This window comes from Martinezella rhizogenes (assembly GCF_000799715.1).
Lineage (GTDB): Bacteria > Pseudomonadota > Alphaproteobacteria > Rhizobiales > Rhizobiaceae > Rhizobium > Rhizobium rhizogenes_C.
On sequence record NZ_JUHG01000018.1, the window covers coordinates 61,207 to 87,952 of the forward strand.

At 61.3% G+C, this 26,746-nt stretch carries 29 protein-coding genes; 6 read left to right on the forward strand and 23 right to left on the reverse strand.

Annotation, left to right across the window (positions count from 1 at the left end; genetic code table 11):
* Window positions 1–48 precede the first annotated feature (48 nt).
* Window positions 49–2,823 carry a DUF2339 domain-containing protein gene (locus tag EX00_RS26500; RefSeq protein ID WP_047464641.1) on the reverse strand — a complete coding sequence of 925 codons (2,775 nt, stop codon included), beginning with the start codon at window positions 2,821–2,823 and terminating at the stop codon, window positions 49–51.
* Between the two features lie 302 nt (window positions 2,824–3,125).
* On the opposite strand from EX00_RS26500, the gene EX00_RS26505 reads away from it, so the two are divergent.
* From EX00_RS26505 to EX00_RS26515, 3 genes are all read left to right on the forward strand, one after another.
* Entirely contained in the window at window positions 3,126–3,464 is a 339-nt protein-coding gene (locus tag EX00_RS26505) for a hypothetical protein (protein WP_047464642.1), read from the forward strand.
* A 145-nt stretch (window positions 3,465–3,609) separates the two neighbouring features.
* The gene (locus EX00_RS26510; RefSeq protein ID WP_047464643.1) at window positions 3,610–4,116 is read left to right on the forward strand and encodes a superoxide dismutase family protein; all 507 of its coding nucleotides are present in this window, start codon (window positions 3,610–3,612) and stop codon (window positions 4,114–4,116) included.
* Between the two features lie 264 nt (window positions 4,117–4,380).
* Entirely contained in the window at window positions 4,381–5,010 is a 630-nt protein-coding gene (locus EX00_RS26515; RefSeq protein ID WP_234709116.1) for an EF-hand domain-containing protein, read from the forward strand.
* Between the two features lie 66 nt (window positions 5,011–5,076).
* Here EX00_RS26515 and EX00_RS26520 read toward each other — a convergent pair whose 3' ends face one another.
* The 7 genes from EX00_RS26520 to EX00_RS26550 form a co-directional block, all read right to left on the reverse strand.
* Complete coding sequence (locus EX00_RS26520; protein WP_047464647.1) at window positions 5,077–5,610, reverse strand: tyrosine phosphatase family protein; 534 nt, start codon at window positions 5,608–5,610, stop codon at window positions 5,077–5,079.
* Window positions 5,607–6,224: a YfbR-like 5'-deoxynucleotidase gene (locus tag EX00_RS26525; RefSeq protein ID WP_047464649.1), complete on the reverse strand. Its 618-nt coding sequence runs from the start codon at window positions 6,222–6,224 to the stop codon at window positions 5,607–5,609. Before EX00_RS26525 ends, EX00_RS26520 begins: the two co-directional genes overlap by 4 nt.
* Entirely contained in the window at window positions 6,221–7,060 is an 840-nt protein-coding gene (gene ygfZ, locus EX00_RS26530) for a CAF17-like 4Fe-4S cluster assembly/insertion protein YgfZ (RefSeq protein ID WP_047464651.1), read from the reverse strand. The genes EX00_RS26525 and ygfZ overlap by 4 nt, the downstream gene beginning before the upstream one ends.
* Window positions 7,061–7,133: 73 nt before the next feature.
* Window positions 7,134–7,904: a hypothetical protein gene (locus EX00_RS26535; RefSeq protein WP_047464652.1), complete on the reverse strand. Its 771-nt coding sequence runs from the start codon at window positions 7,902–7,904 to the stop codon at window positions 7,134–7,136.
* Between the two features lie 16 nt (window positions 7,905–7,920).
* Window positions 7,921–8,178: a hypothetical protein gene (locus EX00_RS26540; protein WP_047464654.1), complete on the reverse strand. Its 258-nt coding sequence runs from the start codon at window positions 8,176–8,178 to the stop codon at window positions 7,921–7,923.
* Window positions 8,179–8,281: 103 nt separating this feature from the next.
* Window positions 8,282–8,743 (reverse strand): TIGR02301 family protein, encoded by a 462-nt coding sequence (locus EX00_RS26545; RefSeq protein WP_404944045.1) that lies wholly within the window; start codon window positions 8,741–8,743, stop codon window positions 8,282–8,284.
* Window positions 8,744–8,821: 78 nt separating this feature from the next.
* Window positions 8,822–9,241, reverse strand: coding sequence for an NUDIX hydrolase (locus tag EX00_RS26550; protein ID WP_047464657.1), 420 nt, complete (start codon window positions 9,239–9,241; stop codon window positions 8,822–8,824).
* Between the two features lie 148 nt (window positions 9,242–9,389).
* On the opposite strand from EX00_RS26550, the gene EX00_RS26555 reads away from it, so the two are divergent.
* Window positions 9,390–9,710, forward strand: a complete 321-nt coding sequence (locus tag EX00_RS26555; protein ID WP_047465176.1) for a YnfA family protein — start codon at window positions 9,390–9,392, stop codon at window positions 9,708–9,710.
* 43 nt (window positions 9,711–9,753) lie between these two features.
* The gene (locus tag EX00_RS26560) at window positions 9,754–10,518 is read left to right on the forward strand and encodes an SOS response-associated peptidase (protein ID WP_047464660.1); all 765 of its coding nucleotides are present in this window, start codon (window positions 9,754–9,756) and stop codon (window positions 10,516–10,518) included.
* 80 nt (window positions 10,519–10,598) lie between these two features.
* On the opposite strand, the gene EX00_RS31815 is transcribed toward EX00_RS26560, so the two are convergent.
* From EX00_RS31815 to EX00_RS26585, 6 genes are all read right to left on the reverse strand, one after another.
* Window positions 10,599–10,739 carry a hypothetical protein gene (locus tag EX00_RS31815; RefSeq protein ID WP_183692278.1) on the reverse strand — a complete coding sequence of 47 codons (141 nt, stop codon included), beginning with the start codon at window positions 10,737–10,739 and terminating at the stop codon, window positions 10,599–10,601.
* Between the two features lie 269 nt (window positions 10,740–11,008).
* A complete protein-coding gene (gene pssA, locus EX00_RS26565) occupies window positions 11,009–11,869 on the reverse strand; it encodes a CDP-diacylglycerol--serine O-phosphatidyltransferase (RefSeq protein ID WP_047464663.1) in 861 nt (286 codons plus the stop codon).
* A gap of 20 nt (window positions 11,870–11,889) precedes the next feature.
* Complete coding sequence (locus EX00_RS26570) at window positions 11,890–12,588, reverse strand: phosphatidylserine decarboxylase (protein WP_047464666.1); 699 nt, start codon at window positions 12,586–12,588, stop codon at window positions 11,890–11,892.
* Window positions 12,589–12,834: 246 nt separating this feature from the next.
* A complete protein-coding gene (locus tag EX00_RS26575; protein WP_047464668.1) occupies window positions 12,835–13,533 on the reverse strand; it encodes an acid phosphatase in 699 nt (232 codons plus the stop codon).
* 74 nt (window positions 13,534–13,607) lie between these two features.
* On the reverse strand, window positions 13,608–15,494 hold the full coding sequence (locus tag EX00_RS26580) for an ABCB family ABC transporter ATP-binding protein/permease (protein WP_047464671.1): 1,887 nt from the start codon (window positions 15,492–15,494) through the stop codon (window positions 13,608–13,610).
* A 305-nt stretch (window positions 15,495–15,799) separates the two neighbouring features.
* Window positions 15,800–17,848 (reverse strand): LysM peptidoglycan-binding domain-containing protein, encoded by a 2,049-nt coding sequence (locus EX00_RS26585; RefSeq protein WP_047464674.1) that lies wholly within the window; start codon window positions 17,846–17,848, stop codon window positions 15,800–15,802.
* A 155-nt stretch (window positions 17,849–18,003) separates the two neighbouring features.
* Here EX00_RS26585 and EX00_RS26590 point away from each other — a divergent pair, with 155 nt between their 5' ends.
* Window positions 18,004–18,627 carry an LOG family protein gene (locus tag EX00_RS26590; protein ID WP_080761339.1) on the forward strand — a complete coding sequence of 208 codons (624 nt, stop codon included), beginning with the start codon at window positions 18,004–18,006 and terminating at the stop codon, window positions 18,625–18,627.
* A gap of 28 nt (window positions 18,628–18,655) precedes the next feature.
* On the opposite strand, the gene rarD is transcribed toward EX00_RS26590, so the two are convergent.
* The 9 genes from rarD to EX00_RS26635 all read right to left on the reverse strand — a co-directional run bounded on the left by rarD (window position 18,656) and on the right by EX00_RS26635 (window position 26,707).
* The gene (gene rarD / locus EX00_RS26595; RefSeq protein WP_047464677.1) at window positions 18,656–19,567 is read right to left on the reverse strand and encodes an EamA family transporter RarD; all 912 of its coding nucleotides are present in this window, start codon (window positions 19,565–19,567) and stop codon (window positions 18,656–18,658) included.
* Between the two features lie 110 nt (window positions 19,568–19,677).
* Entirely contained in the window at window positions 19,678–21,294 is a 1,617-nt protein-coding gene (cimA, locus tag EX00_RS26600; protein ID WP_047464681.1) for a citramalate synthase, read from the reverse strand.
* 95 nt (window positions 21,295–21,389) lie between these two features.
* A complete protein-coding gene (pip, locus tag EX00_RS26605; RefSeq protein WP_047464684.1) occupies window positions 21,390–22,349 on the reverse strand; it encodes a prolyl aminopeptidase in 960 nt (319 codons plus the stop codon).
* Window positions 22,346–22,822: a GFA family protein gene (locus tag EX00_RS26610; RefSeq protein ID WP_047464686.1), complete on the reverse strand. Its 477-nt coding sequence runs from the start codon at window positions 22,820–22,822 to the stop codon at window positions 22,346–22,348. The genes pip and EX00_RS26610 overlap by 4 nt, the downstream gene beginning before the upstream one ends.
* On the reverse strand, window positions 22,815–23,306 hold the full coding sequence (locus EX00_RS26615) for a GFA family protein (RefSeq protein ID WP_047464688.1): 492 nt from the start codon (window positions 23,304–23,306) through the stop codon (window positions 22,815–22,817). Before EX00_RS26615 ends, EX00_RS26610 begins: the two co-directional genes overlap by 8 nt.
* On the reverse strand, window positions 23,303–23,785 hold the full coding sequence (locus EX00_RS26620) for a GFA family protein (protein ID WP_047464690.1): 483 nt from the start codon (window positions 23,783–23,785) through the stop codon (window positions 23,303–23,305). Before EX00_RS26620 ends, EX00_RS26615 begins: the two co-directional genes overlap by 4 nt.
* The gene (locus EX00_RS26625) at window positions 23,782–24,150 is read right to left on the reverse strand and encodes an endonuclease domain-containing protein (RefSeq protein ID WP_047464692.1); all 369 of its coding nucleotides are present in this window, start codon (window positions 24,148–24,150) and stop codon (window positions 23,782–23,784) included. Before EX00_RS26625 ends, EX00_RS26620 begins: the two co-directional genes overlap by 4 nt.
* Before the next feature lie 212 nt (window positions 24,151–24,362).
* Window positions 24,363–25,754 carry a cysteine--tRNA ligase gene (gene cysS / locus EX00_RS26630; protein ID WP_047464695.1) on the reverse strand — a complete coding sequence of 464 codons (1,392 nt, stop codon included), beginning with the start codon at window positions 25,752–25,754 and terminating at the stop codon, window positions 24,363–24,365.
* Between the two features lie 212 nt (window positions 25,755–25,966).
* Window positions 25,967–26,707, reverse strand: a complete 741-nt coding sequence (locus EX00_RS26635; protein ID WP_047464696.1) for an SDR family NAD(P)-dependent oxidoreductase — start codon at window positions 26,705–26,707, stop codon at window positions 25,967–25,969.
* Window positions 26,708–26,746: the final 39 nt, after the last annotated feature.

Below are 26,746 nucleotides of genomic sequence, written 5' to 3' on the forward strand. Positions count from 1 at the left end.
CTCGAAATGATCTCTCCTGTTCCTATCGAGTGCGGAGATTCGCCGCAATCACTCCGGCGCCTTCTTGCCCGTCAGGAGCTTCTGATAGAACAGGCCGATGCCGATCAACACCGCGCCGAGGCCGATGAAGGACAGCGCCCGCAGGAAGCCCTCCAGATTTGCCATGTCGATCAGGAAAACCTTGACGACGGCGACGAAGACCAGCGCGGCCGAGGCGATGCGCAGGCTGCGGGCATCGAAGCGCGCGCCGAGCCAGAGGAGGGCGATGCCGATCGCCAGCCAGACGACGGAGTAGGAATAAAGCTCGCCTTGAATGAAGCCATTCCAGAACGGGATATATTCGCCCTGCCAGAAACGCCGCACCGACAGCGTCGCCCAGGCAAAGGTCATGACAGCGCCGGCAACCGCCAGCATCGTCACATAGGGCAGGGGCCGCCTGTTCCGCGCATAGAGCGCCAATCCACCATAGGCGAGCGCTGGCAGCAGATAGCCGAGCAACAGCAGGTTGAAGAAGGGGATCTTGCCCGTGCTTTCGCCGGTGATGAACGGATTGAGCCCGAGCAGATGCAGCGTCAGGATCGAGATGACGGAGAGAACGCCGACGGCCATGCCGCCATAGCGGAAGACGGGGCTCGATGCGCTGAGATCGAGCGCCATCAGCGTTGCCGAGGCGCCGATCGCCAGCAATGTATAGATCGATTGTTCGCCAAGCGTTGGAACGTTTGAATTCAGTACGCCGCCATTCATCGCATGGCGCACGAGGATGGCGATGGTCAGCAGCACCAGCAAGCTCGCCAGTGCCTGAAGCGCATTGCGTAGCCTGAGGCTCGGCGAACGCCTGACCTCGAAGGCGGCCCAGACGGCGAGTGCGGCGGGAATGCCGTAGCCGGCAAGCAGCATGTTGAAGACTGGCGTCGTTCCGAGCTCACCCGGATCGACGATGGTCGGCTGCCAGGCAATGCGCCCCATGGCGATGATCAGCGCCGCGACCATCGTCCATGGCAGCACCAACCATGAGCGGACCCGCCCGGCCAGCAGATAGGCCACGCCCAGCACCGGCAGCAGGATCGTCGGCACGGCGTCATGGGCAAGCGCATGCAGGGCAAAGACGGCAGCGGCAAAGGAGCCGGCCGCGAGAATATTCGTCGGTAGCGCCAGGCTGTCCTTGGTGGAGCGGCGATACTGCCATTCGGCGAGCACCATCAGTATGACGGCGAGCCCAATGCCATAGAGGCCGTGCAGCCAGTCGCGGGTCCAGTTGCCGAAGGTGATGTAGCTGATCACGGCGATCGCCAGCGGCGTGGCCGCCATAATGACGCTCCAGAGCGCCGCAAAGGGCTTCTCGCTCTCGCCGAACCGCTTGAGGAAGAAGGCTCCGATCAGGACGAATACCGCGCCGAGACCGAGACCTTCGTAGACCACCATGTCATAAAGTGCCGGCGAGATGTCCGGGAGGCCCCAATCGGCGGCATTCATCGGTGATGTCAGGACCATGGACATGCCAAGGCCGGCGCCGACGGCCGACAGGATCGCCGCCCAGGCCGCATGCAAGCGGCTGGCTCCGAAGGCTGCAATGGCTGCTACGATCGCCGCAAACAGAAGGGTGGCGTTGGGGAGCGGGTATCCGTTCAACACGCTGTAGCCAAGCAGCGACATGGCGACGGCGATGGCGCCAACAGATGCGGTCAGCGTCATGCCGAGTGGCTCGCGGGCCAGGAACAGGGCCGGATGGCTCACGGGTTGCGAGGCTGGCGACTCTTCTGAATCGGTTGGCTCGGCTAGCACTGGAGGGTCTTCGCCAGGCGCTGCTGCGGCTTCATAACGTCCCGGCCAGATGAAGATCGTACCGGCGATCATCGCCAGCATGGCCAGGGTCACCGGGATGAGTTCGACCTCGGGACTATTGAGAATGTAGAGCAACGCCCAGAAGCTGAGGAAGACGTTGGCCAAGGCGGGCGCGATCTGCCAGTTGCGCAGCCGCGATGCTGTTGCCGTTGCAAGCCAGGTCAGGACGAGATAGCCGAACAACACCCACGGCTTTGGTGCCGTCGAGGCGATCAGGGCCGGAGTGACCATCGAGGCCAGCAGGCCCAGGCCGGCAAGTGCCTGGCCGTGCAGCAGCGACAGGCCGAGCGTGGCAAGAGAGATCAGGGCCAGAAGGAAGAAGGCGGTCGCTGGTCCGATAAAGCCGTAAATACCATGCGCGGCATAGGTCGAGCCAAATAGCGCGACGACGCCCGCGGCTGTCAGCACGCCGGGGATCATCGCATTCTGGAACGTGTTGGCGAGAACCGGCGCGGAGCGGCGGCGGATCACTTCGCCGGCCGCGACAAGGACGAGGCCGAAGAGCGCGGCGAGCGTCAGCCGCACGCCGGGGCTGAGCAGGCCGCTCTCGATCGAGTACTTGACCATGAAGATGCCGCCGAATGCCAGCGCAATACCACCGACCCAGACGGCCCAGCGCGCGCCGATCGTGCTTTCCAGACTCTCGTTGCTGGAGGCGGCGTCATCCCGTGCAAAAGTGGGAGCGGCGGTTTCGTGGATTGGTGCTGTTTCGCCGCCATCGGTCATGGGGGCGGTTTCCACCGCAGGCTCCGCGACCACCGTCTCCGCCAATGGCTGCGCGGCAGCTTCGGTGTATGAATCGGCCACATCGATGGTTTCGGCCGCAATGGCTGATTCGCCGCTTCCCACGGCCAGCACCCGGCCGGCGAGCGCGTTTTGCAGCTCCTGGACGCGGCTTTCGAGCTTTCCAAGCCGTAGATTATAGCTCCGCAGTATAAAAATACCCACGACCACGACTGCGATCAGCAGCAAATCCATGATGTCCCCTCCATGGGCTCTTGGTCGTACATTATACGAAATGAGCCGGGGAGTAAGGGATGGTCGGCCAATTCACCTATGATTCCAGGGGATTACGCGGCAAAGATGGTATATTCGGCTTCGCCAGTGGTTCTATTATTATTAGGTAACGATAATTTATAACTTGGAAACTATTGTTAATACTCATTAACAATTTGTCCTTTACCGGTGCCGCGAACCAGCTTATCAGCAAGATAGTTCAACCGAAATGTATTGCGTACAAACGACGTCGCATGAGGCGACTCCTACCCTAGGAGGTTTGTATGTCCCATGTATCTTCCATATCCAACAGTTCCTATCCTTATCGTGCCACGCTTTCGCGGCTCGATGCGAATGATGATGGCGTCCTGAGCCGTGAGGAACGCGAAGCCGATGAGCGTCCGGGCATCCTCGAAGCCGATTCGAATGCCGACGGCGGCGACGGGACAAGTAGCGCACTGAGCAATCTGATGGCGAAGCTGATGCAAATGCCGAGCGGTGACGCCACGGCGACAAGCAAATCGCTGGAGATGAACAGTGCTTTCGATCTCGACCTTCTGACGCCGATGGATGCCTATAACAGCACCTACGGTCAGTACGACGTGGACAACATGGCAGCCTGATCCGCTTTTGCCAGCGTGATTATAGCGGTTCGCCGGATAGCGGCGAGCCGCTTGCTTGTGATTGAAACTATTCATTTTCCTCCTCCCCGGAACACCCGTCCTCGTGATGCGTTGCATTGATAATGCCAAAAGGGAGGATGTTTCCATGAGAACGATCATTATTGCCGCGACGCTGGCGCTGGCTGCGGCCTTGCCCGCGCTGGCACAGAACAAGCAGACGGCGATTGCCAATTTTGTCGGCGCCGACGGCAAGCAGTCAGGGCGGGCGGTCCTGACCGAGGCGAAGACTGGCGTGCTGATCGAGCTTGACGTCTCCAACCTGCCGGTCAACCGCTGGGTTGCTTTCCATATCCACGAGAATAGCAGTTGCGACCATACGCACGGCTTCGAATCCGCCGGCGGCCATTTCAATCCCTCCAAGGCGGAGCATGGCCTGCTCGCGGCCAATGGTCCGCATGCTGGCGACATGCCCAATCAATATGTCGATCAGGACGGCAAGTTGCGGGCGCAGGTCTTCAACGGCATGGTGTCGCTGGACGGCAAGAACGGCATCCGTGGCCGGACGCTGATGATCCACGCGGACTCCGATGATTACCGCAGCCAGCCCGTCGGCGGCGCTGGCAAGCGGCTGGCCTGCGCGGTCATCCAGTAGTTTTGCCGCCTTAGTGATTCGCGGCATTTGTCCTGATCTTTGCCAAGCACCGGTTGTCTTCCTCATTCGGAGGCCCACCGCCGATATGATTCGAGCGCCTGTCAATTGGGGTTAATGATCAATTAACACCTATCTTTGACCACATCTCCAAATCGGCCTATCCCATCAGGCATTTCAACGAGCGTGCTGCGTCCCACCGAAAGCGCCTGACGGCGTTTACTTCAGGAGATTTGGATGAGTGGTATTTCTTCAGTTGGAAGCAGCATGAGCGCTGCCTCGTACAATCCCCTTGATAAAAACCATGACGGCGTTGTGGACGCCCAGGAGCTGCAGGAAGCGGCGCAATCAGGGCTTCTGTCGGCGAGCGTTCTCGGCGACGAAGACAGCGATGACAGCAGCGATCAGAGCCCGACGGACGCATTCTCCGGCAATCTGGCGTCCATGCTGCTGCAAATGCAGCAGGCAAGCGCCAGCAGCCAGACCGGCACGGACACGTCGAGCGACGACTCGTCTGACCAATCACCGATAGACCAGCTTTTCGCCAGCCTCGATACCAACAAGGACGGCAAGGTTTCGTCCGACGAGTTTGTGGCCGGACGCCCGAAGGATATGAGCGAGAGCGATGCCGCAAACCTGTTCAAGAGCCTGGATACCCAGAGCTCGGGCTCGCTGGACAAGGATCAGTTCGCCGAAGGTCTCGATGTCCTGAAGCCGACCGATCCGTCAGCCGCCGATGTCGTGTCACTGGAGCAGTCCTCCAGCGATAGCAGCGGCGATACTGCCGATCGGAATGCCCTGGAAGTTTTCATCAGCGAGATGCAAGCCTCGATGAATGTCTATCAGAATACCTATGGTCAGTATGACACGGAGCAGACAGGCAGCGTTGCTGCCTGATCGGCTTCCTTGGTTTAGATTTGGAATGGACGGAGATTGCGCAAATGCAGTCTCCGTTTTTAGTTTTTATGTGATGTCGATCTCGGCCAGAAGCGGCAGTACGAAGGGCGCATTGCCGTCGGCATTAGCGCCCCGGCCGATCGCCTTGACGGCATCGACCAGCCGCCCCTTGCGGCCAAGCACCTCATCAGCGATCATAACCAGCCGCGTGTTCGGCGTGGCATAGCGCGATGCGGAGCGCAGGCGACGGACGAGAACCATATCGTCCTCTTCGGGATGAACGGCAAGCGCTGCGATCAGCGCCGCGGCTGGCGACCGCGAGACGCCCATCCAGCAATGGATCAGCAGCGGCGCGGTGCGATCCCAGCTTCTGGCGAAATCGATGATGTCACGGACATGCACCTCTTGCGGCGCGACAAGATCGCCGGTGCCGGCAAAGCTGATATCGTTCATGCCGAGCAACAGATGCCGGTTCGCCTTGATCACGGCCGGCCGGTGAAAGGCCTGTTCCTTGGCCATCAGGCTGATCATTTCGGATGCGCCGTGGCGGACAGCCATTTCCGCGATGCGGGCCAGTGGCGATACGACAATCACGGTCATGCCTCGGCTCTCACGGTAGCGCGCTCGGCCTCGATCGCCTCGAAGCGTTTCAGGAAAAGTCGCTGGGCTTCCACAGCCGGCATGGGCTGGATCGGCAGCATGTCCTGGGTAACGCCGCGCGGCTGGCCAAAGAACTTGCGGGCTTCCTCTGGCGTAAAGCCCGCCAGCAGCGTCGCCTCGAAATAGGCGGAGACCGTGTCGGCCTTCTTGATCTTGTCCTTCAGGCGCGGCGCGCAATGCGGCGGCAGGGCAAAGCGCCGATAGATCGCCGCCTCCAGCCGTTTTTCCACCAGCTTGTAATCGCCGCCGACCACGGATTTGAATGGCGAGATCATGTCACCGATGACGTATTCCGGCGCATCGTGCAGCAGTGCTGCCAGCAGTTCGTCCGGTGTCGTCGGGTTAAGCTGGCGGAAGATCGCCTCGACCAAGAGACTGTGCTGCGCCACCGAAAAGGCGTGATCCCCCGAGGTCTGGCCGTTCCAGCGCGCGACGCGGGCAAGACCATGGGCGATGTCGCCGATCTCGACATCGAGCGGCGAAGGGTCCAGCAGGTCGAGCCTGCGCCCGGACAGCATGCGCTGCCAGGCACGCGGGGTAGCACCCGATGTCATGCCGAAGCCTCATCGGTCTGCGCCGGGAAGGAGAGGCCGGACCAGACAGGAAGCGCAACGGCGACCTCGTGACCATCCGCCAGGATCGGCGTGCCGGCTGCAATGGCTTCGCCGGCACGATCGATGCGGACGATGGCAAGTCCGTTGGCGCCCTCGGTCGAGCCGAGCGTACCGATCGGCTTGCCGCCGGCGGTCAGTTCGGTGCCGGTCGCGGGCAGATCGGCATTGCCGGTGACGATAACCACCCGCCTGCGCGCGGTGCCGCGATGCTGCATGCGAGACACCACTTCCTGGCCGACATAGCATCCCTTGCGGAAGCCGAGACCGCCATTGAGGTCCAGCAGCACGTCATGCGGAAAAGCGTCCTGGAGGGCGAAATCCTGGCCGGAAACGGCGATGCCATTGGCGATGCGCAGCGCCTGGTAAAGCGCTTCCGCATCGTCGCCGTGATGGCCTGATGTCCGCGTCAACGCAATGCCTGCCTTGGCGAAACGGCTATCCTTGGGGCCCTCGGCTGCATTGTCGCCCCAGGCGACGGTCACGCCTTCGATTTCCCCAACGGCGAAGTCGACCGGCGCGCGCAGCCGGTACATGGTGAGCCGTTTCAGCAGCCCATCCCTTTGCGTCGTATCAGTCTCCAGCAGGAAGCCGGACCCGTCCCTGGAGATCATGAAGTCGAACAGGATCTTGCCCTGCGGCGTCAGCAGCGCGCCGGGGCGCGTCTCGTCCGCGCCAAGCGAGACAAGATCGGTGGTGATGAGATTGTGCAGGAAAGGCTCCGCCTCCGCGCCGGTGACGCGAAGAAAGGAGCGGTCTTTCAGGAATACGGCTGGCATGGTCAACCCGCTAGTTTCGCCTATCGCCCAGAGGTAAGGCCTCTGCTCGGGAACCGCAAGTTCCGCGGACGGATCATTCGCCGGAGGTGAAGAATTTCCACTTGCCGTCGGGCGTGATGCCGACGCGATAGAAATTGTAACCGCCGAATTCCAGCATGTCCGAGAAGTCACCGGCGGTGACGATCCGCATCAGGTCGACTTTTTCCGGCGCGGTCAGGGTCTTGATGTCCTTCTCGGCGAAATAGGGCCAGACATACATCTCGTTGGGCGTTCCCTGGCCGACATGGGCGCAGGCGCTCGACAGGATATCGAGGAGGATGGAGAGGATCTCGATGCCGTCGGAATCGCCGGAGAGGTCATGCAGTGTCTTGATCGGGTCTTCGCCCGGATCGTCTGCTGTCACCTGCGTCTGGTTCAGGCCGCCACCGACATTCATCAGCGGACGCAAACGCTCGAGATCACCGGAGGCAGCGGCCTCGACGATGGTCTCGCGCAGCTTGCGCACCGGTTCCGGCACCTTGCTGATATCGTAGATGATCTCCGCCGGCTTGCCGTTATTCGGGGCGTCTGCAGTAGCGGTGCTGTTGCTCGTCTGCCCGGCCTGGCTCTTGACCAGTGGGTCCGGCATGGGAAGAGCCTTGGAGGGCGCTTCCAGCGCCTGCTCGATCGGCTTGTCATTGTTCTGCTGTACGGGCTTGCTCGCAGCACCCAGTTGAGTAGCGGGTGGGTTTATCAGCGAAAAGGCGAGAGCCGGGAGAGGGGAAGCAAGACTGCCGAAAAACATGGTCGCGGCGGTAAGCGAGGCAATGGAACGTCGAAACTCACTGCCCGGTACGATATGCATAAGGGATCTCTGGCTGTTATTGCAGGGTGCGGTTCGGAGAGAACTCACCAGCAAGCATGCGTTCCCTAAGCGATTCGAGCAAGGCTTCCGCGCCCTGTTCCCCATTAATGCGAATAGTTTCGCGGATGGCATGGGCAATGGCGGCGTCGGCAATGATCTCCGGCTCGATGCCATCAGCCATTCCGTCGGCCCAAGCCTCGTTCTGGTATTCCAGCGCTGCCTGCATTTTTTCGTGGACAATCATGTCGTCGATTTCGTTCAGGCTAGCTTCCATCATTTCTTCCTTAAGACGTTCATGTCCTTACCGCTTGATTAACGACTTTATCAGCCTTTTCCTAAAACGACACGGCTCGGTACGAAAAGGGGTTAATAAATCGTCAATTTCCAAAGCGGGCGGTTATTTCTGTCGCAAGTGTTGCACCTTCGTTACGGTATTGCTCCTCGGCGACAACGGCCAGCGGCGTGCAATTGGTATAAACCGACGCAAAGGATCTGTACCCACGGTTGAACGCGGCGGTCAGTCTTTCCTTGCGTTTCGGCTCATTCTTGGTCTCTGCGTCGAGCAATTGCTGCATGCCGGACCGCCAGCCGTCTTCCGTGGCGGTGCTGCAGAGGTTGCGCAGATAGTTGACCGAACCGAGAATTTCGGCGAGCCGCAAAAGCTGGTCGTCATAGGGCGTCGGCTGCTCGGCCTCGCCACTATTGCCGGGCGCCTGTCCCTGCGGAACGGTCGTCGCCGACTGCGCAAGGGCCGGAAATGCGGCCGCAAGCGCGGCGCAGATCACAAGCGGACGAATGAGGCGACGATGAATCATGTGTTCAATTGATACGGCAAGCATGACGGGAACAAGGCGGGAGCGCCGCTTTCCACCCCGTTATTGTTAAGCATCGTTAACGCCGGAGCCCGGCTGATCTCGTCAGTCGCGGGTTGCGGCGATCCGCTCGGCGCATTCGAGCACGCTTGCCGGAACGGGCAAGGCACGGATCTCCTCCAGCGAGTACCAGCCGATCGCGGCGGCGTCGTCGGCAGCTTCGGGAACCGCCTCCTCGTCCGCTTCGACCTGAAAAACCGACAGGAGGAAATGACTGGTGAGCGTCCCGTCTGCTGCATGGCTCCGAAGGTCGTAAGTCTCGAACAGGCGGGGATTGCGGGCCGATATCCCCGTCTCTTCCTCGAATTCCCGCAACGCCGTTTCCGCCGGCGTTTCGCCGTCCTCGGCCCGCCCGCCCGGAAAAGCATACATATCGGCCGACGGCGGATTGCGGCGCAGCACCAACAGGAAGCGGCCGTCGCGTTCAAGGATGGCGGAGGAGGCGGGGCGGGGGATCGACGTCATGGGTCTTCGGATTCCGAGAAAGATATCAGGCGGTGATGGAAGCTGTCAGTCTCGCAGGATACGACCCTTGTTGCGCGAGATGAAAGCCCTTTTACTCCCGAATAAGAACGACGATTCGAGACCACCGCCCAAGCTGCTGGACATCATCATGACCTACGCCCTCTACGCCTTTGCCGCGCTGGCTGAAATTGCTGGCTGTTTTGCTTTCTGGGCATGGTTGCGGCTGGCAAAGCCGATCTGGTGGCTGGCGCCCGGCCTGGTGTCGCTGGCGCTGTTCGCATGGCTGCTGGCACTGGTGCCGAGCGACGCGGCGGGGCGCACCTACGCGGCCTATGGCGGCGTCTATATCGTCGCCTCCATTCTCTGGCTTTGGCTGGCCGAGGGGCGGTTGCCCGATCGCTGGGATATTTCCGGCGCCGCCGTCTGCCTTGCGGGCGGCGCCATCATTCTCTTCGGCCCACGCGGCTGACCTTCTCCTTGACCCGGCGCTTTCAGGGTGCAAAACAAGCCCTATGTGCGGACGCTTTGCATTGACATCGACGCCGGAATACGTCGGCGAGGCGCTGGGCGTCCTGCTGAGCGAAGGCTTTCCCGCGCGCTACAACATCGCGCCGACACAGCCGATCCTCGTCGTCATCTCGGGCGACCGACAGGAACGAGGCAGCAACCTGCCGGATCGCCGCGCGCTGCTGGTGCGCTGGGGCTTTACGCCCGCCTGGGTGAAGGATCCCAAGGAATTTCCGCTGCTGATCAATGCGCGCGCCGAAACCGCGATCGGCAAGGCCTCATTCCGCGCCGCCATGCGGCATCGTCGCATTCTGATCCCGGCCTCGGGTTTTTACGAATGGCGTCGCCCCGCCAAGGAGAGCGGCGAGAAGTCGCAGCCCTATTGGATACGCCCGCGCGATGGCGGCGTCATCGCCTTTGCCGGCCTGATGGAGACATGGGCGTCGGCCGATGGATCGGAAGTCGATACAGGTGCGATCCTGACGACGGCGGCGAACAGAGCGATGCGTCCCATTCACGATCGCATGCCCGTCGTCATCAAGCCGGAGGATTTTGCCCGCTGGCTCGATTGCAAGACACAGGAACCGCGCGAGGTTCTCGACCTGATGGCACCGGTTCAGGAAGACTTCTTCGAGGCGATCCCGGTTTCGGATCGCGTCAATAAAGTCGCCAATATGGGGCCTGATTTGCAGGAGCCAATAACGATAGAAGCTCCGACCAAGCCGTCGAAGAAGTCGGACCCCGGCGATGGCCAGTTGAACCTCTTCTGAACGGCTTCGTGTCGAGATCGGCGCTGCCACAAGCCGCTGTTAACAGTCGGCTCCCCCTGGCTGGCGAATAAAGTCTGGTCTTAGGCGATCTTCTTTTTCATCGGCTTAGTCTTCAGCATCAGATGTGCTGCCAGAACGGCCTTCAGGCCGAGCGGACGATAAAGCAAGCTGGGATCGATCTTTGCCTGCGGTTGTGCCGCTTCGTCTTTCTTCGTGGTCATGGGTTACTCCTCACCTTGTTCCCGCTGGTGTTTCCTGAATCACCAAACTGCTTTGCTAATGTGTCGTAAATCATGACAAATCAAAGGCGTCTGGCGATCAGCTTTTGTAAACACCGACCATATTTCGCGAGATGAGGGCGAAATTTTCGTATTTTCCTTGTCTACCTAGGGTGTTAATTCTTCATTAACCATATTCTCGCTTTGCGTGAATCGTCGCAGCCAGTCGTCCCATGAGACGAGTAGCGCGTCGAGCCATGCCGGCTTTTTGGTTAGATATGCCGACCGATATCGTCGTTGGAATCGTCGACGTCGGGATCGGCTGGGCCGTTGATGGTGAAGGTGCCGTATTTGCGCGCCCAGGAACGGGCGCCGAGCGGCAGCGACAGCAGGTAGGCAATGACGGTCACGACCATGACATGCCAAGTGTAGCTCATCAGCAGCGCCACATAGACAACGATTGCCAGCATGGCCGGCAGCACGAGATCGCGGCGAATGCCATTACCTCCCGTTTTGCCGGACCAGACGGGCAGGCGGCTGACTAGCAGAAAGCCGATCAGTACGGTGTATGCGGCACCCCAATACGCAAAAGTCCTGGTGGGCTCCACGCCCAGAAAGCCGAGGTAGACCGGCAGCAGTACCAGCATGGCGCCGGCCGGCGCCGGCACGCCGACGAAATATTCCGACTGCCAGGACGCCTTGTGCTCGCGCTCCGCCATGACGTTGAAGCGGGCAAGGCGCAAGCCGGCGGCGATGGTGTAGATCAGGGCTGCGATCCAGCCGAGCGAGCGTGCCTGATCCAAGAGGAAGACATAGACGACAAGCGCCGGCGCGACACCGAAATTGACGATGTCGGCAAGCGAATCCATCTGCGCGCCGAATTTGGACGTGGCCTTCATCAGCCGCGCCACGCGTCCGTCGACGCCATCGAGGAAGGCGGCGACCAGCACGGCAACCACGGCGAGTTCATAGCGGTTTTCGAAAGCGAGACGGATGCCGGTGAGGCCCGCGCAGATCGCCAGAACGGTGATCATGTTCGGCACCATCAGCCGCAATGGAATTTCCCGGAGGCGCGGCCCGCGCGCCTCGTCATTGGGACCATTCGGCTCGAAGGGCGGAAAAGGCGTCTTCATCCTGCTCGGTTCCTTGGGGCTCAGCTACGGCGGCTAACGGTCGGGCCTTTCGGCGAACCGAATTCGGCGATCACGGTTTCGCCTGCAATCGCCCTCTGACCGACCGCGACGCGCGGTTCGGCGCCCGCGGGAAGAAAGACATCGAGACGCGAACCGAAGCGGATCAGGCCGATGCGCTCGCCGGCATCGAGCGGCTCGTTGACATTGACGAAGCAAAGGATGCGGCGGGCAACAAGGCCGGCGATCTGCACGACGCCGATTTCGCCATGCTTCGTTTCGATCGTGAGGCCGTTGCGCTCGTTCTGCTCGCTGGCCTTATCCAGCTCCGCATTGAGGAAGCTGCCCTGGCGGTAGGCGATATTGGTGATGCGGCCGCGCATCGGCGAGCGGTTCACATGGCAATCGAAGACATTCATGAAGATCGACACGCGCAGCATCGGCTCGGTGCCGAGATTGAGCTCGGCCGGCGGCGTGACCATCTGCACGCCGGAAACCTTGCCGTCGGCGGGCGATATGGCCAGATCATCATCCTGCGCCGTCATGCGCTCGGGATCGCGGAAGAAATAGGCGCACCAGAGCGTCAGGATCAGGCCGATCCAGAAGAGTGGCTTGAAGACCCAGCCGAGAACCAGCGATGCAACAAAGAAGCCTGCGACGAAGGGATAGCCTTCCTTGTGCACGGGGACGATTACGTTGCGGACGCTATTCAACAAGCTCATCGATGGCGGGCTCCTGTGACTACCAGTTGACGGTGACTACAGGCAAAAGCCGTCATGGGCAATGGTTTCGCGCAGTCACCCCCAGGCGAAACCGGTGGGATAAGCCTGCCACCGTCGCCGCATTCCGAAACCTATGGTCACGCGCAAGCTGTCGCGACGCTGAAAGGGCCGTCGCAACGGCAAATGAAAAGCCGCCGGAAGATGGTCCGGCGGCTTGTCGATACCAGTTGCTGTGGTCAGCGAAGATCAAAGGCCGAGGGCGGCCCGCAGCTCTTCCCTGGCGGCCTCATATTCGGCCTTGTAGTCCTCATGCGTCGTGATGGTCTGTGCGATCACCGTGCCGGCGATGCGGCCGGCTTCGATGTCGGTGGCGTAGTGGATGCCGCCGACGATACGGTTATGGCCGTATTCCCAGGCGCGGGTCATGATCGCAGCCTTCTTTTCCGGCACCATGTTCGAAAGCACGATGCCCATCAGCGTTCCAAGCGTCGTGTGGCCGGACGGATAGGAGCCGGACTTCGACAGAGGCACGATCGGCTTGACGAGATCGCTGTAGAGATGGGGACGTGGGCGCTTCCAGACATCCTTGGCCGGATCGACGACGGCGCCTTCGGTCTCGACGATGCGGTCGAAAAAGGCCGAGAACTTCGGAAGGTTTTCCTTGGTGAATTTCGGATTGTCGATGGCATCGGAAAAGCGCCAGACGTTTTCCTCGGCATCGGCAACCGCGCGGGCCGCCATGTCCGGAGTGCGGGTCACCTGCAGCGTCAGGATTTCTCCCAGCTCAGCTTTGGTCTGGGCCGAGTCATTGGCCGGTGGTGGGGGCAAAAGGTTCAGGAGATTGATCTCCTTGGCATCTGCAAATGGCTTGGCGTCGTCGGCGAAAACCGGCGCGGCAAGACCAACGGCGAGAAGGAGCGTAAACGTTCTGGCAAGATTGCGCATTCGGGGGGCCTCTTCGAATGAGTGACCGCTCTGGCTATCAAGCGGGCATCTCAGTCTCATGACAGCCGCTTGCTTCAGCGCGCCGGCGCCAGCCGGTTGACGACGCCGAGGTCGTCGTTCTCGCGCACCTGCTTCAGATGCTCTTCCGCCTGCGTTGCCTCGCGCTGGCGGTTCCACATCGAGGCATAGAGGCCGTTCTGTTCCAGAAGGGCGGCATGGGTGCCGCGCTCGGCGATCTCGCCGCTTTTCAGCACGATGATCTCGTCGGCGCCGATGACGGTGGAGAGCCGGTGGGCGATGACCAGCGTCGTACGGTTCTTCGAAACGACATCGAGGGCCGTCTGGATTTCCTGCTCGGTCGTGGTGTCGAGCGCGGAGGTCGCTTCATCGAGGATGAGCACCGGTGGCGCCTTGAGAACGGTGCGGGCAATGGCGACGCGCTGCTTCTCTCCACCGGAAAGCTTCAGGCCGCGCTCGCCGACCTTGGTCTCGAAACCTTCGGGCAACTGGCTGATGAAGTTTCCGATCTGGGCGATCTCGGCTGCTGCCGTCACCTCCGCTTCGCTCGCGCCGGGCCGGCCATAGCGGATGTTGTAGGCGATGGTGTCGTTGAAGAGCACGGTGTCCTGCGGCACCATGCCGATCACCTTGCGCAGGCTCTTCTGCGTCACCGTGCGCAGATCCTGATCGTCGATGGTGATTGTGCCGCTCTGGACGTCGTAGAAGCGGTAGAGCAGACGCGACAGGGTCGATTTGCCGGCGCCCGAGGGGCCGACGACGGCGACCGTCTTGCCGGCCGGCACCTCGAAGGAGATGCCTTTGAGGATCGGCCGGGCGGCGTCATAGGCGAAATGCACATCCTTGAAGGAAATGGCGCCGTGGCCGATGACCAGTTCCTTGGCGTCGGGTGCGTCCGTCACCTCGGGCTTGACTTCCAAAAGGTCGAACATCTCCTCGATGTCGGTCAGACCCTGGCGGATTTCGCGGTAGACGAAGCCGATGAAGTTGAGCGGCACGGAGAGTTGCAGCAGCATGGCGTTGATGAAGACGAAGTCGCCGACCGTCTGATGGCCGTTGAGAACGGCCCAGCCGGAGACCACCATCATGACCGTGGTGCCCAGGCCGAAGATGACGCCCTGGCCGAAGTTCAGCCAGCCCAGCGACGTCCAGACACCGGTCGCGGCCTTCTCGTAACGTGCCATCGACTGGTCGAAACGCTTGGCCTCCATCTCCTCGTTGCCGAAATATTTGACCGTCTCGAAGTTCAGGAGTGAATCGATCGCCTTGGTGTTGGCGTCCGTATCGCTCTCGTTCATCGTCCGGCGAATGGAGATGCGCCAGTCGCTCGCCTTGACGGTGAACCAGATATAGAGCCAGACCGTGACCGCCGTGATGGCGAGATAGGAAAAGCCATAGCCACGCCAGAAGATGATGGCGGTCAGCAGGAACTCGACGAAAGTCGGGAGGGTGTTGAGAATGGTGAAGCGGACGATCGTCTCGATGCCCTTGGTGCCGCGCTCGATGACGCGCGACAGGCCGCCGGTCTTGCGCTCGAGATGAAAGCGAAGCGACAGTTCGTGAATGTGCACGAAGGTCCGGTAGGCGAGCTGACGCACGGCATATTGGCCGACGCTGGCAAACAGCGAGTCGCGGAGCTGGTTGAGGCCAAGCTGGATGAGGCGCGTGACGTTGGTGGCGATGATCAGCGCGATGGCCCCCACCATCAAGGCCGGCAGGATACCCTGCATGTCTAGCTTGCCGTTGAGAGCATCGACGGACCATTTGAAGAAATAGGGAACCAGCAGCAGGAAGAATTTCGAGATCAGCAGGTAGACGGTCGCCCAAACGACCCGCATCTTCAGGTCCATGCGCCCCGTCGGCCACATATAGGGCCAGAGGTTGATGAGCGTATTCAATGGATTGCTGGAATCAGCCGATATGGTCTTCTTGCGGTCTGCCATGTCCGTCTCCGGCGAATATGCGAGGCAACCGGGCAATGGCGCGCAATCGCGCAGCCTGGCTGGAAGGGCCCCGTCAGGTCATGACTGGGCAAAAAGGGGTCGGCCGCACGCTTATACCATTTCGATGTCCGGTAAAAGCAGCGGCCAGGCGTTGATGGCGCCTGGAGCGCCGTGCGTTCATTTTGAACGCACAAAGGTCGCGCCAGCTTTTTGAATCCAGAGCATCTGATCCGCTTACGGGTGATTCACCCGAAAGCGGGATGCTCTGGCCGCATCGCGTCGGTTCTGTTGTGGAAGCTTGCCTCTTACAGATGCTCGCCCGAAAGCCGCTTGCGGTGCAGCTCTTCCGCATTCGGCAATGCGTCCTTCGGCAGGCCGAAGACCTGACCCGGCAGGATGCGGTCCGGATTGTTGATCTTGTCTTCGTTGGCGATATAGATCGTCGTGTAGCGCACGCCGGCGCCATAGATACGGCGGGAGATCTGCCAGAGCGTATCGCCGCGGCGGATGATGACCGCATTGGTGTCCTGCGACAGCGGCGCCTGCTCGATGGTCTTGGGGCCACCGCCATTGGCGGCGGTTTCGGCGCTCGCCGGCGCTGCTATTTTGGGCTTGGTGACGACGGCAATCATCTGCTCGAGATTGGGCAATGCATCGCCGACGGACTTCGGGTCCTTCGACAGGGCCTGCAGGGAAGAAAGTGCCTTGATCGCCGCGTTCGAGGCGTCGGTGGCCGCCTGCTTCAGCGCGGCATCCGCACCGATTGCCGGACGGAATTCCGAAAGGGACTTGAGGGCGATTTCCGTCCCCGAACGGGCGGCGGCGAGCTGTTCGGCATTCGGCTGCTTGCCATCGGTAAACAGGCCCTTCAGCAGCGTGAATGCCTTGCCGGCATCCTCCGTCAGCTTGCCAAGCTCGCTTTCGTCAAGCGGTACCATGGTGGTGGCGGCAGGTTTGCTGCTGTTGCCGGTAGCAGCCGGTGTCTGCGCGGCGACCGTTACCTGATTGCCTGCGGGACGAGAGAAATTGACGCTGGTGCGCACCACCACGTCGCCATTGTCGCCGAGGACGTCGACACGGATCTTGTGGTCGCCGACTGTCAGCGGCATTGTGCCGTCGACGACGAAGTGGCCGTCGGCTCCTGCTGTGATCTCGCCGATCAGCTTGTCGTCGGCATAGGCGCGAACCTTAGCGTTCGGCTTCGTCGTGCCGGCAACGAAAATATGATCGTTCTCGATTTCGACCGCATTGACCATCACATCTGGCTCGGAACTGGACGGAGTAGCGGCATTGTTGCTGGCAGCCGGATTGGCGGAGGCAACGGCGGTATTATCTTGCGGTTTTGCGCCGGCAGCCGTCGTCGCGCCACCAGTTGCGGTTGCTGGCGTGTTGGCGGCTGGCGTCTGTTCACCCGAAGTGACGCGCCCCTGCTTGGCCGACGGCGCGGTGATGATGCGGCTTGCCGCGCCGGGCTTGGAAACCATGGCAAGAAGCTGGCTCTTGTCGTCCTTTGGAACCGAAACGGTGGCGACTTCTTCCGATGTCACGGCCTTACCGTCCTTGCCGGTTACGCGTAGCGCCAGCTCATGGTCGCCGGGCGGCAGCGGGTTGTCGAGCACGGCAACGAAATCGCCGCTCGGCCCGACCTGGGTCGTCGTCACCACCTTGTCGCCGTCGACGATTTCCAGCTTGGAATTGGGTTCGGCCGAGCCGGCAATGACGGTGGAGCCGTCGGGCTCGACACGCAGCACGTCGAAGGAGGGTGTCGCGGGACCGGCTGCGGCCTGCGTCTGCGGCGGGGTCTGGCCCGTCAGCACCGCCAGCGCCTTGTCGATCGCGGTATTGGCATCGGCGATGTTTTCCGGAAGCGACTGGACGAGGGTGAGCGCCTTGCCGGCGCCGTCATGCGCCTTGTCGACCAAGGCGGTAGTCGCGGTGTCCGTCCCTTGGGGGACGGCAAAGGCGACAATCGCCTGCAATGCCGTGATCGCCTTCGTCTTGGCGGCTGCGAAAACATCCTGGCTTGGGCCCTTGCCGTCCTTGAAGAGCGCCTTGAGATCGGTGAGAGAGGCTGTCGCCGTGCCGCTGAGATCGGTGAGCTTCTTGACGGCTTCGGCGGCATTGGTCGTGGTCGTCACGGCGTTCTGCGTTGCTTCGCCGGCCTTTTGTGCCGCGTCGTCAGCTTTTTGCGCGCTCTCCGTAATCGTGTTCTTCACCGCGTCGCTGGCTTGATTGACGGCGTCGCCAATCGGCTTCTTGTCGCCGTTGATGCGCGGCATCACGAAAAAGACCATCAAGAGGGTTGCAACTACCAGCACCAACAGAGCCAGCAAGCCGGCACGGTTCTTCATCATCATTCATCTCCAAGCGGCGGCGTCGTCGCAACTCCTGAAATTGCTAACGATTTCGCATGCTTTTACAAGCTTTCTCAGCCATTTCCGCATGTTCGGGCACAAGTTTTCCTTTGAAAATTCTTGACTGAGCACCTGCAGCATAGTTGTTTGCATTCATGACCGACGATTCTGCGCCAATTCGATCCATTTGCGTCTATTGCGGCTCAAGGCCGGGGCGCGATCCTTCTCACATGGCCGCGGGCCGCGAGCTTGGCAAGCACATCGCCGAGAGCGGGCTGCGCCTCGTCTATGGCGGCGGAACGAAGGGCATCATGGGCGCTGTGGCGAGCGGTGTACTGTCGCATGGCGGCAAGGTCACCGGCATCATTCCGGAGTTCCTGGTCGATATGGAGGCGACGCGCCATTCGCTCGGTCAATTGGATGAGCTCATCATAACCCCGGACATGCATACGCGCAAACACGGCATGTTCGAGCGCGCCGACGCCTTCGTGGCACTGCCGGGCGGCATCGGCACGCTGGAGGAGATCGTCGAGATCATGACCTGGGGTCAGCTCGGCCGTCACGAAAAGCCGATGGTCTTTGCCAATATCAACGGTTTCTGGGATCCGATGATGGAGCTGATCCGCCACATGGCGGAAGAGGGCTTTGTCCATACCTCCCACCGCGTCCAGCCGCTGGTGATCAACAGGATCTCCGACATCATTCCGGCGATCCGCAAGCACGCCGCCGAAACGCTGGGACCGCGCGACGGCGAAGAGGCTGTTATCTCGAAGCTCTGATTAAGGATTTGCTAACCGTTTTTACCGGTTAGCGTGCCCGGCTTTGACGCAGCATCGACCAGCTATAAAGTACCAGCCCTGCCCAGATGAGCGAGAAGGCGGTCATCTGTGTCGTGCCGAAAGGCTCTTTGAACACGAAGACGGCGATGAGGAAGATCATCGTCGGCGCGATATACTGCATGATGCCGATGGTGGAGAGTTTCAGGAGTTTCGCTCCATTGGCGAAGATCATCAGCGGCAGGGCGGTTACCAGGCCGCAACCGAGCAGAAGCGCCGTATCCGAGATGCCCGTGCGGTAGAGATGACCTTCGCCGCGCGCTTCCAGATAGAGGATGTAAAGCGTCGCCGGAATGCAGAGCAGCAGCACCTCCAGAAAGAAGCCCTGATTTGCCCCGACCGGCAGCGTCTTGCGGAAAAAGGCATAGAAGCCCCAGGATAAAGTCAGCGTCAGCGCCACCCAGGGCACGGTGCCGGCCTCGATGGTCAGAATGACCACTGCCGCCGCTGCAAGGCAGATCGCGACGATCTGTAGCGGCGCCAGCTTCTCCTTCAACAGCAGAGCGCCGAGCGCGATACTGAACAGCGGGTTGATGAAATAGCCGAGCGCCGCGTCGAGCGAATGTCCGGCGCTGATCGCCCAGACATAGGTTCCCCAGTTGATGGTCACCAGCGTCGCCGTCAGCGACACCATGGCGACCGTGCGTGGGCTGCTGAGCGCCGCCTTGATATCACCCATACGACCGAGCGCCAGAAGCACGACGCCGGCAACGGGTACGGACCATAAGATACGGTGGGCGACGACTTCCATGGCCGGAATATGCCCCAAGGCCTTCATGTAGAGCGGCAAGACGCCCCAAAAGAGGTAGGCCGTCAACGCAAAGCCGAAGCCGCGCAGGCTGTCCCCGTTCTTCACATCAGGTGCGATCGTATCGGTGGCCATTGGTGTTTCCAGCCCATGTTATTTTCTTTAGGACGGGATTACTCCAAAGTGTCGTGCGGGGCCAATTCATTTCCTTGACTGCATGGTCAAGGTTTTTGATGAGCGGCGGATCACTCCGCCGCTATTCTGCCCGCCATATGCCGGTTCTTCATCAGCTTGTAGATGACGGAATCCATCAGCGCCTGGAACGAGGCGTCGATGATGTTTTCCGAAACGCCGACCGTCCACCAGCGCACGCCGTCGCTATCGGTGGATTCGATCAGGACACGGGTTACGGCTCCCGTACCGCCATTGAGGATACGCACCTTGAAGTCGGCTAGTTCCAGATCGTCGATCTCGTGCTGGTATTTGCCGAAATCCTTGCGTAGCGCTAGGTCGAGCGCGTTGACCGGGCCGTCGCCTTCGGCAACCGACATGATGGTCTGGCCGTCGATGATCATTCTGACCACCGCTTCCGAGACCGTCTTGACCCGTCCGTGGGAATCGAAGCGGCGCTCCACCATGACGCGGAAGCCGTCGACGGCGAAGAAGTCCGGTATGGTGCCGAGCGTGCGGCGGGCGAGGAGCTCGAAGCTGGCATCGGCCCCTTCGTAAGCGTAGCCCGTGGCTTCCCGTTCCTTGACGATCTGGATCAGCCGGTCGAGCCTCGGGTCGTCCTTGCCGACCTCGATGCCGCGCCGCTTCAGCGCATTGATGAAATTCGACTTGCCGCCCTGGTCGGAGACCATCACCTTGCGGAAATTGCCGACGGTTTCCGGCGGCACATGCTCGTAGGTGCGGGGGTCCTTCAGCAGCGCGGAGGCATGGATGCCGGCCTTGGTCGCAAAGGCGGAGGCGCCGACATAGGGTGCCTGATGGTCCGGCGAGCGGTTCAGCAGCTCGTCGAAGGCATGCGAGAGGCGGGTCAGTCCCAGCAGCTTTTCGCCATCGATCGTCGTTTCGAAACGCTCGCTATAGGTTCTCTTCAATGCCAGCGTCGGGATCAGCGTGATCAGGTTGGCATTGCCGCAGCGCTCGCCGATGCCGTTGAGCGTGCCCTGGATCTGCCGCACGCCAGCCTCGACGGCGGCAAGCGAATTGGCAACCGCCTGGCCGGTATCGTTATGAGCATGAATGCCAAGACAGTGCCCCGGAACGCCCTCAGCGATCATAGCCTCGACGATGGCGCGCACCTCCGGCGGCTGCGTGCCGCCATTGGTGTCGCAGAGCACGACCCAGCGCGCTCCGGCCTCATAGGCCGTCTTGGCGCAGGCGAGTGCATAGGTAGGATTGGCCTTGTAACCGTCGAAGAAATGCTCGCAGTCGACCAGCGCTTCCTTGCCCGCGCCGACCGCCGCCTTGACGCTTTCGGCAATGCTTTCGAGGTTTTCCTCGTTGGTGCAGCCGAGCGCGACCTTGACATGATAGTCCCAGCTCTTGGCGACGAAACAGATGGCGTCGGCCTTGGCCTGCAGGAGGGTCGCAAGACCCGGATCGTTGGAGGTGGAAACGCCGGCGCGCTTGGTCATGCCGAAGGCGACGAAGGATGCCGTCTGCGTCCGCTTCTCGTCGAAGAAGGCGGTATCGGTTGGGTTCGCACCGGGATAGCCGCCCTCGACATAATCGAGGCCGAATTCGTCCAGCATGGTGGCGATTGAAATCTTGTCCTCGACCGAAAAGTCGATGCCGGGCGTCTGCTGCCCGTCGCGCAAGGTCGTGTCGAAGAGATAGATTTTTTCGCGTGTCATACTGTTTCCTCCGGCGAGCCGGCTTCCTCTTGCTCAGTCCCTTCCTCTCCCCATCCTCAGCTTGTCGAAGGGACGGGGAGAGGTATCGTTCAGGCTCAGATGTTTCCTGCAAATTTATCCGTGGCGCGGATCAACTGGTCGAGGATACCGGGCTCGGAATAGGCATGCCCCGCGCCTTCGATCAGATGAAAATCCGCTTTCGGCCAGGCCTTGTGCAGCGCCCAGGCATATTTTGCCGGGCAGGGCATGTCGTAGCGGCCATGGACGATGACGCCGGGAATATCCTTGAGTTTATGGGCATCGCGCAGCAGTTGGCCCTCATCCAGCCAGCCGGCATTGACGAAGAAATGGTTCTCGATGCGCGCGAAGGCATGCGCGAATTCCGCGTCTTCGAACGGCGTGCTGGTCGAAGGGTCCGGCAGAAGCGTGATGGTCTCGCCCTCCCAGAGCGACCATGCTTTGGCGGCCTCAAGGCGTGCCGCTTTGTCCTCATGCGTCAGCCGGCGGTGATAGGCGAGCATCATCTCGTGGCGCTCTTCCGGCGGGATCGGCGCTACGAAGCGCTCCCACTTCTCAGGGAACATTTCCGAGACCCCGAACTGATAGTACCAGTCGAGCTCCGCCTTGGTCAGCGTATAGATGCCGCGTACGACCAGCTCCGAGACATGTTGCGGATGGGTTTCGGCATAGGCGAGCGCCAGCGTCGATCCCCAGGAGCCGCCGAACACCAGCCACTTGTCGACACCGGCCATCTCGCGCAGCCGCTCGATATCGGCAACCAGATGCCAGGTCGTGTTGGCTTCCAGCCCCGCATGCGGCGTGGACTTGCCGCAGCCACGCTGGTCGAACAGCGTCACGTCGTAGAGCGCCGGATCGAACAGACGGCGATGGCTCGGCGAGATGCCGCCGCCCGGGCCACCATGCAGGAAGACGGCGGGTTTCGCGCCAGGCGTGCCGACACGTTCCCAATAGATGACGTGTCCATCGCCGACATCGAGATGGCCGGAGGCGTAGGGCTCGATTTCCGGGTAAAGCGTGCGCAACACTTCCGTCATATTTTCAGCCCTTCCGAAGGCCAGACGTCGGTGTCGTGGTCTGGGTGCTGGAAGGAGATGATCCGCTCCTGCTGGGCATAGAAATCCGGGTCCTGAAGGACCGGCTGCTGAAATATGGTTTCGACCCAGGGCAGGCGCGAGGCATGGTTCACCTGGATCTGCGGCGCCAGATCGTCGCGTTCGTCGAAGGCGCCGATGGCGATCTCCACGCCGCCGGGATGGCGATAGGTCAGCGGCGTGCCGCAATTCTTGCAGAAGCCGCGCTCGATGTTGACCGAGGACTGGAAATAGGTTGGCCCGCCACGCGTCCATTCCAGGCCGTCATCCGGCGCTGTCACCAGGGCGGAGAAGAAGCTGCCGAACTGCTTCTGGCACATGCGGCAATGGCAGATCGAGGGGCGGCCGAGTTGACCGTGAATGCGAAACCGCACCGCGCCGCACTGGCATCCTCCGCTTCTGGTGACTTCAGTCATGGCTCTTCTCCTGTGGCCAGGTTTGGGTATCGTGATCGGGATGCTGATGGTTGGACGCGCGGATCGCCTCGGTGCGGTCGGCCTCGTCGCCATCCGGTTCCACCGGCAGCACATCCAGCGCGTGGAACCACGGCATCTTCGCCGCGAGATTCGATTGCGCGACGGGCTTAACCGCCATCGGCTCGTCCAGCGAGCCGAGTGTCACATTGATGGCGTCCGCGCCGGGAATATCATAAAACAACGGTGTGCCGCAGGTGCCGCAAAAACCGCGGCGCACGAGATCGGACGAGTGAAACCACGAGGGCTCGCCGCGCGTCAGCTCGAAATCCGTAAGCTTGGCGCTGCTCAGCGGCAGGGCATAGTTGCCGGAAGCCTTCTGGCACATGCGGCAATGGCAGAGATGCGGATAGCCGAGTTCGGTAGCGACGTGGTAGCGAACCGCGCCGCACTGGCATCCACCACTATATCCCACCGCCATCGTCATTGACCTGTCTCCGTTAGCCATATCGCCGTATCGTGATCCGGATGCTGGTACGACACAAGTTCCAGCACGAAGGGAGCCTGTTCCGCATCCTCGTCCGTCCGGTGGCCCGGCAGCAGATGCAGCCTGTCGACGAAGCCGATCTTGCCTTCCGTGCCGTATTGTACCACTGGCGGCAGCAGCGAGGGATCATCGAATGCGCCCGCCGCGACCGCCACGCCGTCCGGCGCCTCATAGGTCAGCGGCGTGCCGCAATCGCCGCAGAAGCCGCGCTCGACGAAATTCGACGACCGGAATCTCTTCCGCTCTCCCCGCGTCCAGACAAGCTCGGCCCCACGCGTCGAGACCAACGGCGCATAATAGCCGCCGAAGGCCTTCTGACACATCCGGCAATGACAGATCGACGCGTCCTTGAGTTCGCCCCGCACCCGGAAGCGAACCGCACCGCACTGGCATCCGCCGGTGTAGATCGAGACAGTCATGCTTTGTCCTTTCCCGTGACGATAAGGATGTGCATGCAGACATTGTTGATATCCTTCAGGATATCGCCATTCCAAAATCTGAGAACGGTCCAGCCATCCGCTTCAAGACGGCGTGTGCGAACCCGGTCATAGATTTGATCGTGATCATTTGCATGTTGAGAACCGTCGACTTCGACAATGAGTTTTACAGCCGGGCAGGTGAAATCAACGATATAGCCGGCGATGGGCAGTTGGCGGCGGAAACCGAGGCCCATGAGGCGGTGCGCGCGCAGTTCATTCCACAGGCGTAGCTCGGCGTCGGTCATAACTTTGCGCATAGCGCGAGCATGTCTGCGGATCTTCGGCGGGACCGGTGTATGCGGCAAGAGATCCCCCTCTGTCACTTCGTGACATCTCCCCCACAAGGGGGGAGATCGTTTGCGGCGAACGCCCCGCATCCGGTCTTCCTTCGGAAGGATACGGGCGCATCCTTCTGCTGCAAGAGGAGCTGGCTTTATACTGGAGCGGTCGGCAAACACCCCCAATCTCCCCCCTTGTGGGGGAGATGTCACGAAGTGACAGAGGGGGGTATTCACACTCACCGCTTGACCTCCCAGGTCGTGATACGCTCGCCCGTTGCCGGATCCTTGCCATCCTTCAGCTGAATGCCTTCAGCCAGAAGCGTGTCACGGATCTTGTCCGCCTCGGCAAAGTTCCTGGCCTTCAACAGCTCCAATCGTGTGCGAACCCGTGCATCGATCTCCGAGGCCACGGCCTCATCCATCTCCACCTTCTCGGGCAACAGGCCGAGAAGCGCCGCGCTTGCCGCGAACACCGGCAAAACACTTGGATCGGCATTGGCGGTTTGCGCCAGGGCATGCAGCGCCTGGATGGCGACGACGGTGTTGAGATCGTCAGCAAGGGCGGCCAGTACTGCGGCGTCCGGCTTGGCATCGCCGATATCCGCCGCCGGCCACTTGGCAAGAAGCCGCTCGGCCTCTTCAAGCCGCTTCACGGAAAAGTCGATCGGCTCACGGTAGTGCGTCATCAGCATGGCAAGACGCAGCACCGCGCCCGGCCAGGTGCGGCCGCCGAGTTTCTCCGTTTGCAGCAGCTCGTAAATGGTGACGAAATTGCCTTCCGACTTCGACATCTTGCGGCCTTCGACCTGCAGGAAACCGTTGTGCATCCAGACATTCGCCATCACATCCGTGCCGTGAGCGCAACGCGACTGGGCGATCTCGTTCTCATGGTGCGGGAAGATCAGGTCGAGACCGCCGCCATGGATGTCGAAGACGTCGCCGAGATAGCGGCCGCTCATGGCCGAGCACTCGATGTGCCAGCCGGGACGGCCACGGCCCCAGGGGCTTTCCCAGCCGGGCTCGTTCTCGGCGGATAGCTTCCAGAGCACGAAGTCGCCGGGGCTCTTCTTGTGAGCGTCGACGGCGATGCGGATGCCGGCCTGCTGCTCGTCGAGATTGCGCTTCGAGAGCTGGCCGTAATCGGCCATGGACTTGGTATCGAATAACACTTCGCCGGCAGCCTGATAGGCATGGCCTCTGGCGATCAGCTTTTCGATGATCTCGATCATCTCAGCGATATTGTCCGTCGCCCGCGGCTGCACCGTCGGCTCCAGGCAACCGAGCGCGGTCGTATCCTGATAGTATTGCGTCTCGGTCTTCTCTGTGACCAGGCGGATCGCCTCGTTCAGCGGCAGGCCGGGATGATCGCGCAGCGCTCGCGCGTTGATCTTGTCGTCGACGTCGGTGATGTTGCGGGCATAGGTGACGTGGCTTTCGCCATAGACGTGCCTGAGCAGCCGGAAGAGCACGTCGAAGACGATAGCGGGCCGCGCATTGCCGATATGGGCGAAATCATAGACGGTCGGGCCGCAGACATACAAGCGGACATTCTCGCGATCGATCGGCTGGAAGTCGACCTTTTCGCGCGTCAGCGTATTGTACAGCTTCAGTTGTGGCTCGGTACCCATTTCATTCTCCCAAAGGCATAAATCCGAAAAATATCGTCACCGGCAGGCCGGGGCGTTTGTCATCTTGGATTTTGGGAGACGAAAACGGCCAGGCCAGCGAAACGCTAGCGAATAATTTTCCGGCAGATAATGCAGATAACCGTTTTCATGGCAGGCTTTATCGCTCGACTATGGTGATTGGTCAAGGGCCAGGATAGGGCCGTAGCGAGCGATTATTCTGGCATCCGGTAATCGACGAGCTTGTTCTCGCGCACGACGAAGAGCTTGCCGGTTTCGGTGACATCCGGGCCGGCGAGCGGCAGGATGGCCTGGGCTACGTCGCGGGGATGCGGCAGCGTGTCCGGATCTTCGCCCGGCATGGCCTGGGCGCGCATGGCTGTGCGGGTGGCGCCGGGGTCGACGCTGGTGATACGCAGCGGCGTGCTCTGGGTTTCGCCGGCCCAGGTGCGGGCGAGCGCTTCGACGGCGGCCTTGGAGGCGGAGTAGGCGCCCCAGAACGGCCGGCAGCGATGGGCGGCAGCCGATGACAGGATGATGGCGCGGCCGGCGTCGGAGCGCATCAGCAGCGGTTCGACCGAGCGGATCAGCCGCCAGGTGGCGGTGACGTTGACTGTCATCACCTTTTCGAACACCTTGGCCTCGATATGGCCGATCGGCGAGATGACGCCGAGCACGCCGGCATTGGCGACGAGAATATCGAGCTTGCCCCAGCGCTCAAAGATTGACGCGCCGAGCGCATCGATCGCATTCATGTCGGCGAGATCGAAGGGTACGAGCGTCGCGGACCCGCCGACAGCCTTGATGGTGTCGTCGAGCTCCTCTAGGCCGCCCACCGTGCGGGCGCAGGCAATCACATGCGCGCCGGCCTTGGCGAGTTCCAGTGCGGTGAAATAGCCGATACCGCGCGACGCGCCGGTAACGAGGGCGATCTTGTCCTTGAGATTGACGCTCATGCTGCCTGGATCCGAATGCTCTGGGAAAGGAAAGGGGCG

Coding starts and splice junctions, on each gene's coding strand:
- EX00_RS26500 (WP_047464641.1), bottom strand. CDS start 2,823: ATGGATTTGCTGCTGATCGCAGTCGTGGTCGTGGGTATTTTTATACTG.
- EX00_RS26505 (WP_047464642.1), top strand. CDS start 3,126: ATGTCCCATGTATCTTCCATATCCAACAGTTCCTATCCTTATCGTGCC.
- EX00_RS26510 (WP_047464643.1), top strand. CDS start 3,610: ATGAGAACGATCATTATTGCCGCGACGCTGGCGCTGGCTGCGGCCTTG.
- EX00_RS26515 (WP_234709116.1), top strand. CDS start 4,381: ATGAGCGCTGCCTCGTACAATCCCCTTGATAAAAACCATGACGGCGTT.
- EX00_RS26520 (WP_047464647.1), bottom strand. CDS start 5,610: ATGACCGTGATTGTCGTATCGCCACTGGCCCGCATCGCGGAAATGGCT.
- EX00_RS26525 (WP_047464649.1), bottom strand. CDS start 6,224: ATGACATCGGGTGCTACCCCGCGTGCCTGGCAGCGCATGCTGTCCGGG.
- ygfZ (WP_047464651.1), bottom strand. CDS start 7,060: ATGCCAGCCGTATTCCTGAAAGACCGCTCCTTTCTTCGCGTCACCGGC.
- EX00_RS26535 (WP_047464652.1), bottom strand. CDS start 7,904: ATGCATATCGTACCGGGCAGTGAGTTTCGACGTTCCATTGCCTCGCTT.
- EX00_RS26540 (WP_047464654.1), bottom strand. CDS start 8,178: ATGGAAGCTAGCCTGAACGAAATCGACGACATGATTGTCCACGAAAAA.
- EX00_RS26545 (WP_404944045.1), bottom strand. CDS start 8,743: ATGCTTGCCGTATCAATTGAACACATGATTCATCGTCGCCTCATTCGT.
- EX00_RS26550 (WP_047464657.1), bottom strand. CDS start 9,241: ATGACGTCGATCCCCCGCCCCGCCTCCTCCGCCATCCTTGAACGCGAC.
- EX00_RS26555 (WP_047465176.1), top strand. CDS start 9,390: ATGACCTACGCCCTCTACGCCTTTGCCGCGCTGGCTGAAATTGCTGGC.
- EX00_RS26560 (WP_047464660.1), top strand. CDS start 9,754: ATGTGCGGACGCTTTGCATTGACATCGACGCCGGAATACGTCGGCGAG.
- EX00_RS31815 (WP_183692278.1), bottom strand. CDS start 10,739: ATGACCACGAAGAAAGACGAAGCGGCACAACCGCAGGCAAAGATCGAT.
- pssA (WP_047464663.1), bottom strand. CDS start 11,869: ATGAAGACGCCTTTTCCGCCCTTCGAGCCGAATGGTCCCAATGACGAG.
- EX00_RS26570 (WP_047464666.1), bottom strand. CDS start 12,588: ATGAGCTTGTTGAATAGCGTCCGCAACGTAATCGTCCCCGTGCACAAG.
- EX00_RS26575 (WP_047464668.1), bottom strand. CDS start 13,533: ATGCGCAATCTTGCCAGAACGTTTACGCTCCTTCTCGCCGTTGGTCTT.
- EX00_RS26580 (WP_047464671.1), bottom strand. CDS start 15,494: ATGGCAGACCGCAAGAAGACCATATCGGCTGATTCCAGCAATCCATTG.
- EX00_RS26585 (WP_047464674.1), bottom strand. CDS start 17,848: ATGATGAAGAACCGTGCCGGCTTGCTGGCTCTGTTGGTGCTGGTAGTT.
- EX00_RS26590 (WP_080761339.1), top strand. CDS start 18,004: ATGACCGACGATTCTGCGCCAATTCGATCCATTTGCGTCTATTGCGGC.
- rarD (WP_047464677.1), bottom strand. CDS start 19,567: ATGGCCACCGATACGATCGCACCTGATGTGAAGAACGGGGACAGCCTG.
- cimA (WP_047464681.1), bottom strand. CDS start 21,294: ATGACACGCGAAAAAATCTATCTCTTCGACACGACCTTGCGCGACGGG.
- pip (WP_047464684.1), bottom strand. CDS start 22,349: ATGACGGAAGTGTTGCGCACGCTTTACCCGGAAATCGAGCCCTACGCC.
- EX00_RS26610 (WP_047464686.1), bottom strand. CDS start 22,822: ATGACTGAAGTCACCAGAAGCGGAGGATGCCAGTGCGGCGCGGTGCGG.
- EX00_RS26615 (WP_047464688.1), bottom strand. CDS start 23,306: ATGACGATGGCGGTGGGATATAGTGGTGGATGCCAGTGCGGCGCGGTT.
- EX00_RS26620 (WP_047464690.1), bottom strand. CDS start 23,785: ATGACTGTCTCGATCTACACCGGCGGATGCCAGTGCGGTGCGGTTCGC.
- cysS (WP_047464695.1), bottom strand. CDS start 25,754: ATGGGTACCGAGCCACAACTGAAGCTGTACAATACGCTGACGCGCGAA.
- EX00_RS26635 (WP_047464696.1), bottom strand. CDS start 26,707: ATGAGCGTCAATCTCAAGGACAAGATCGCCCTCGTTACCGGCGCGTCG.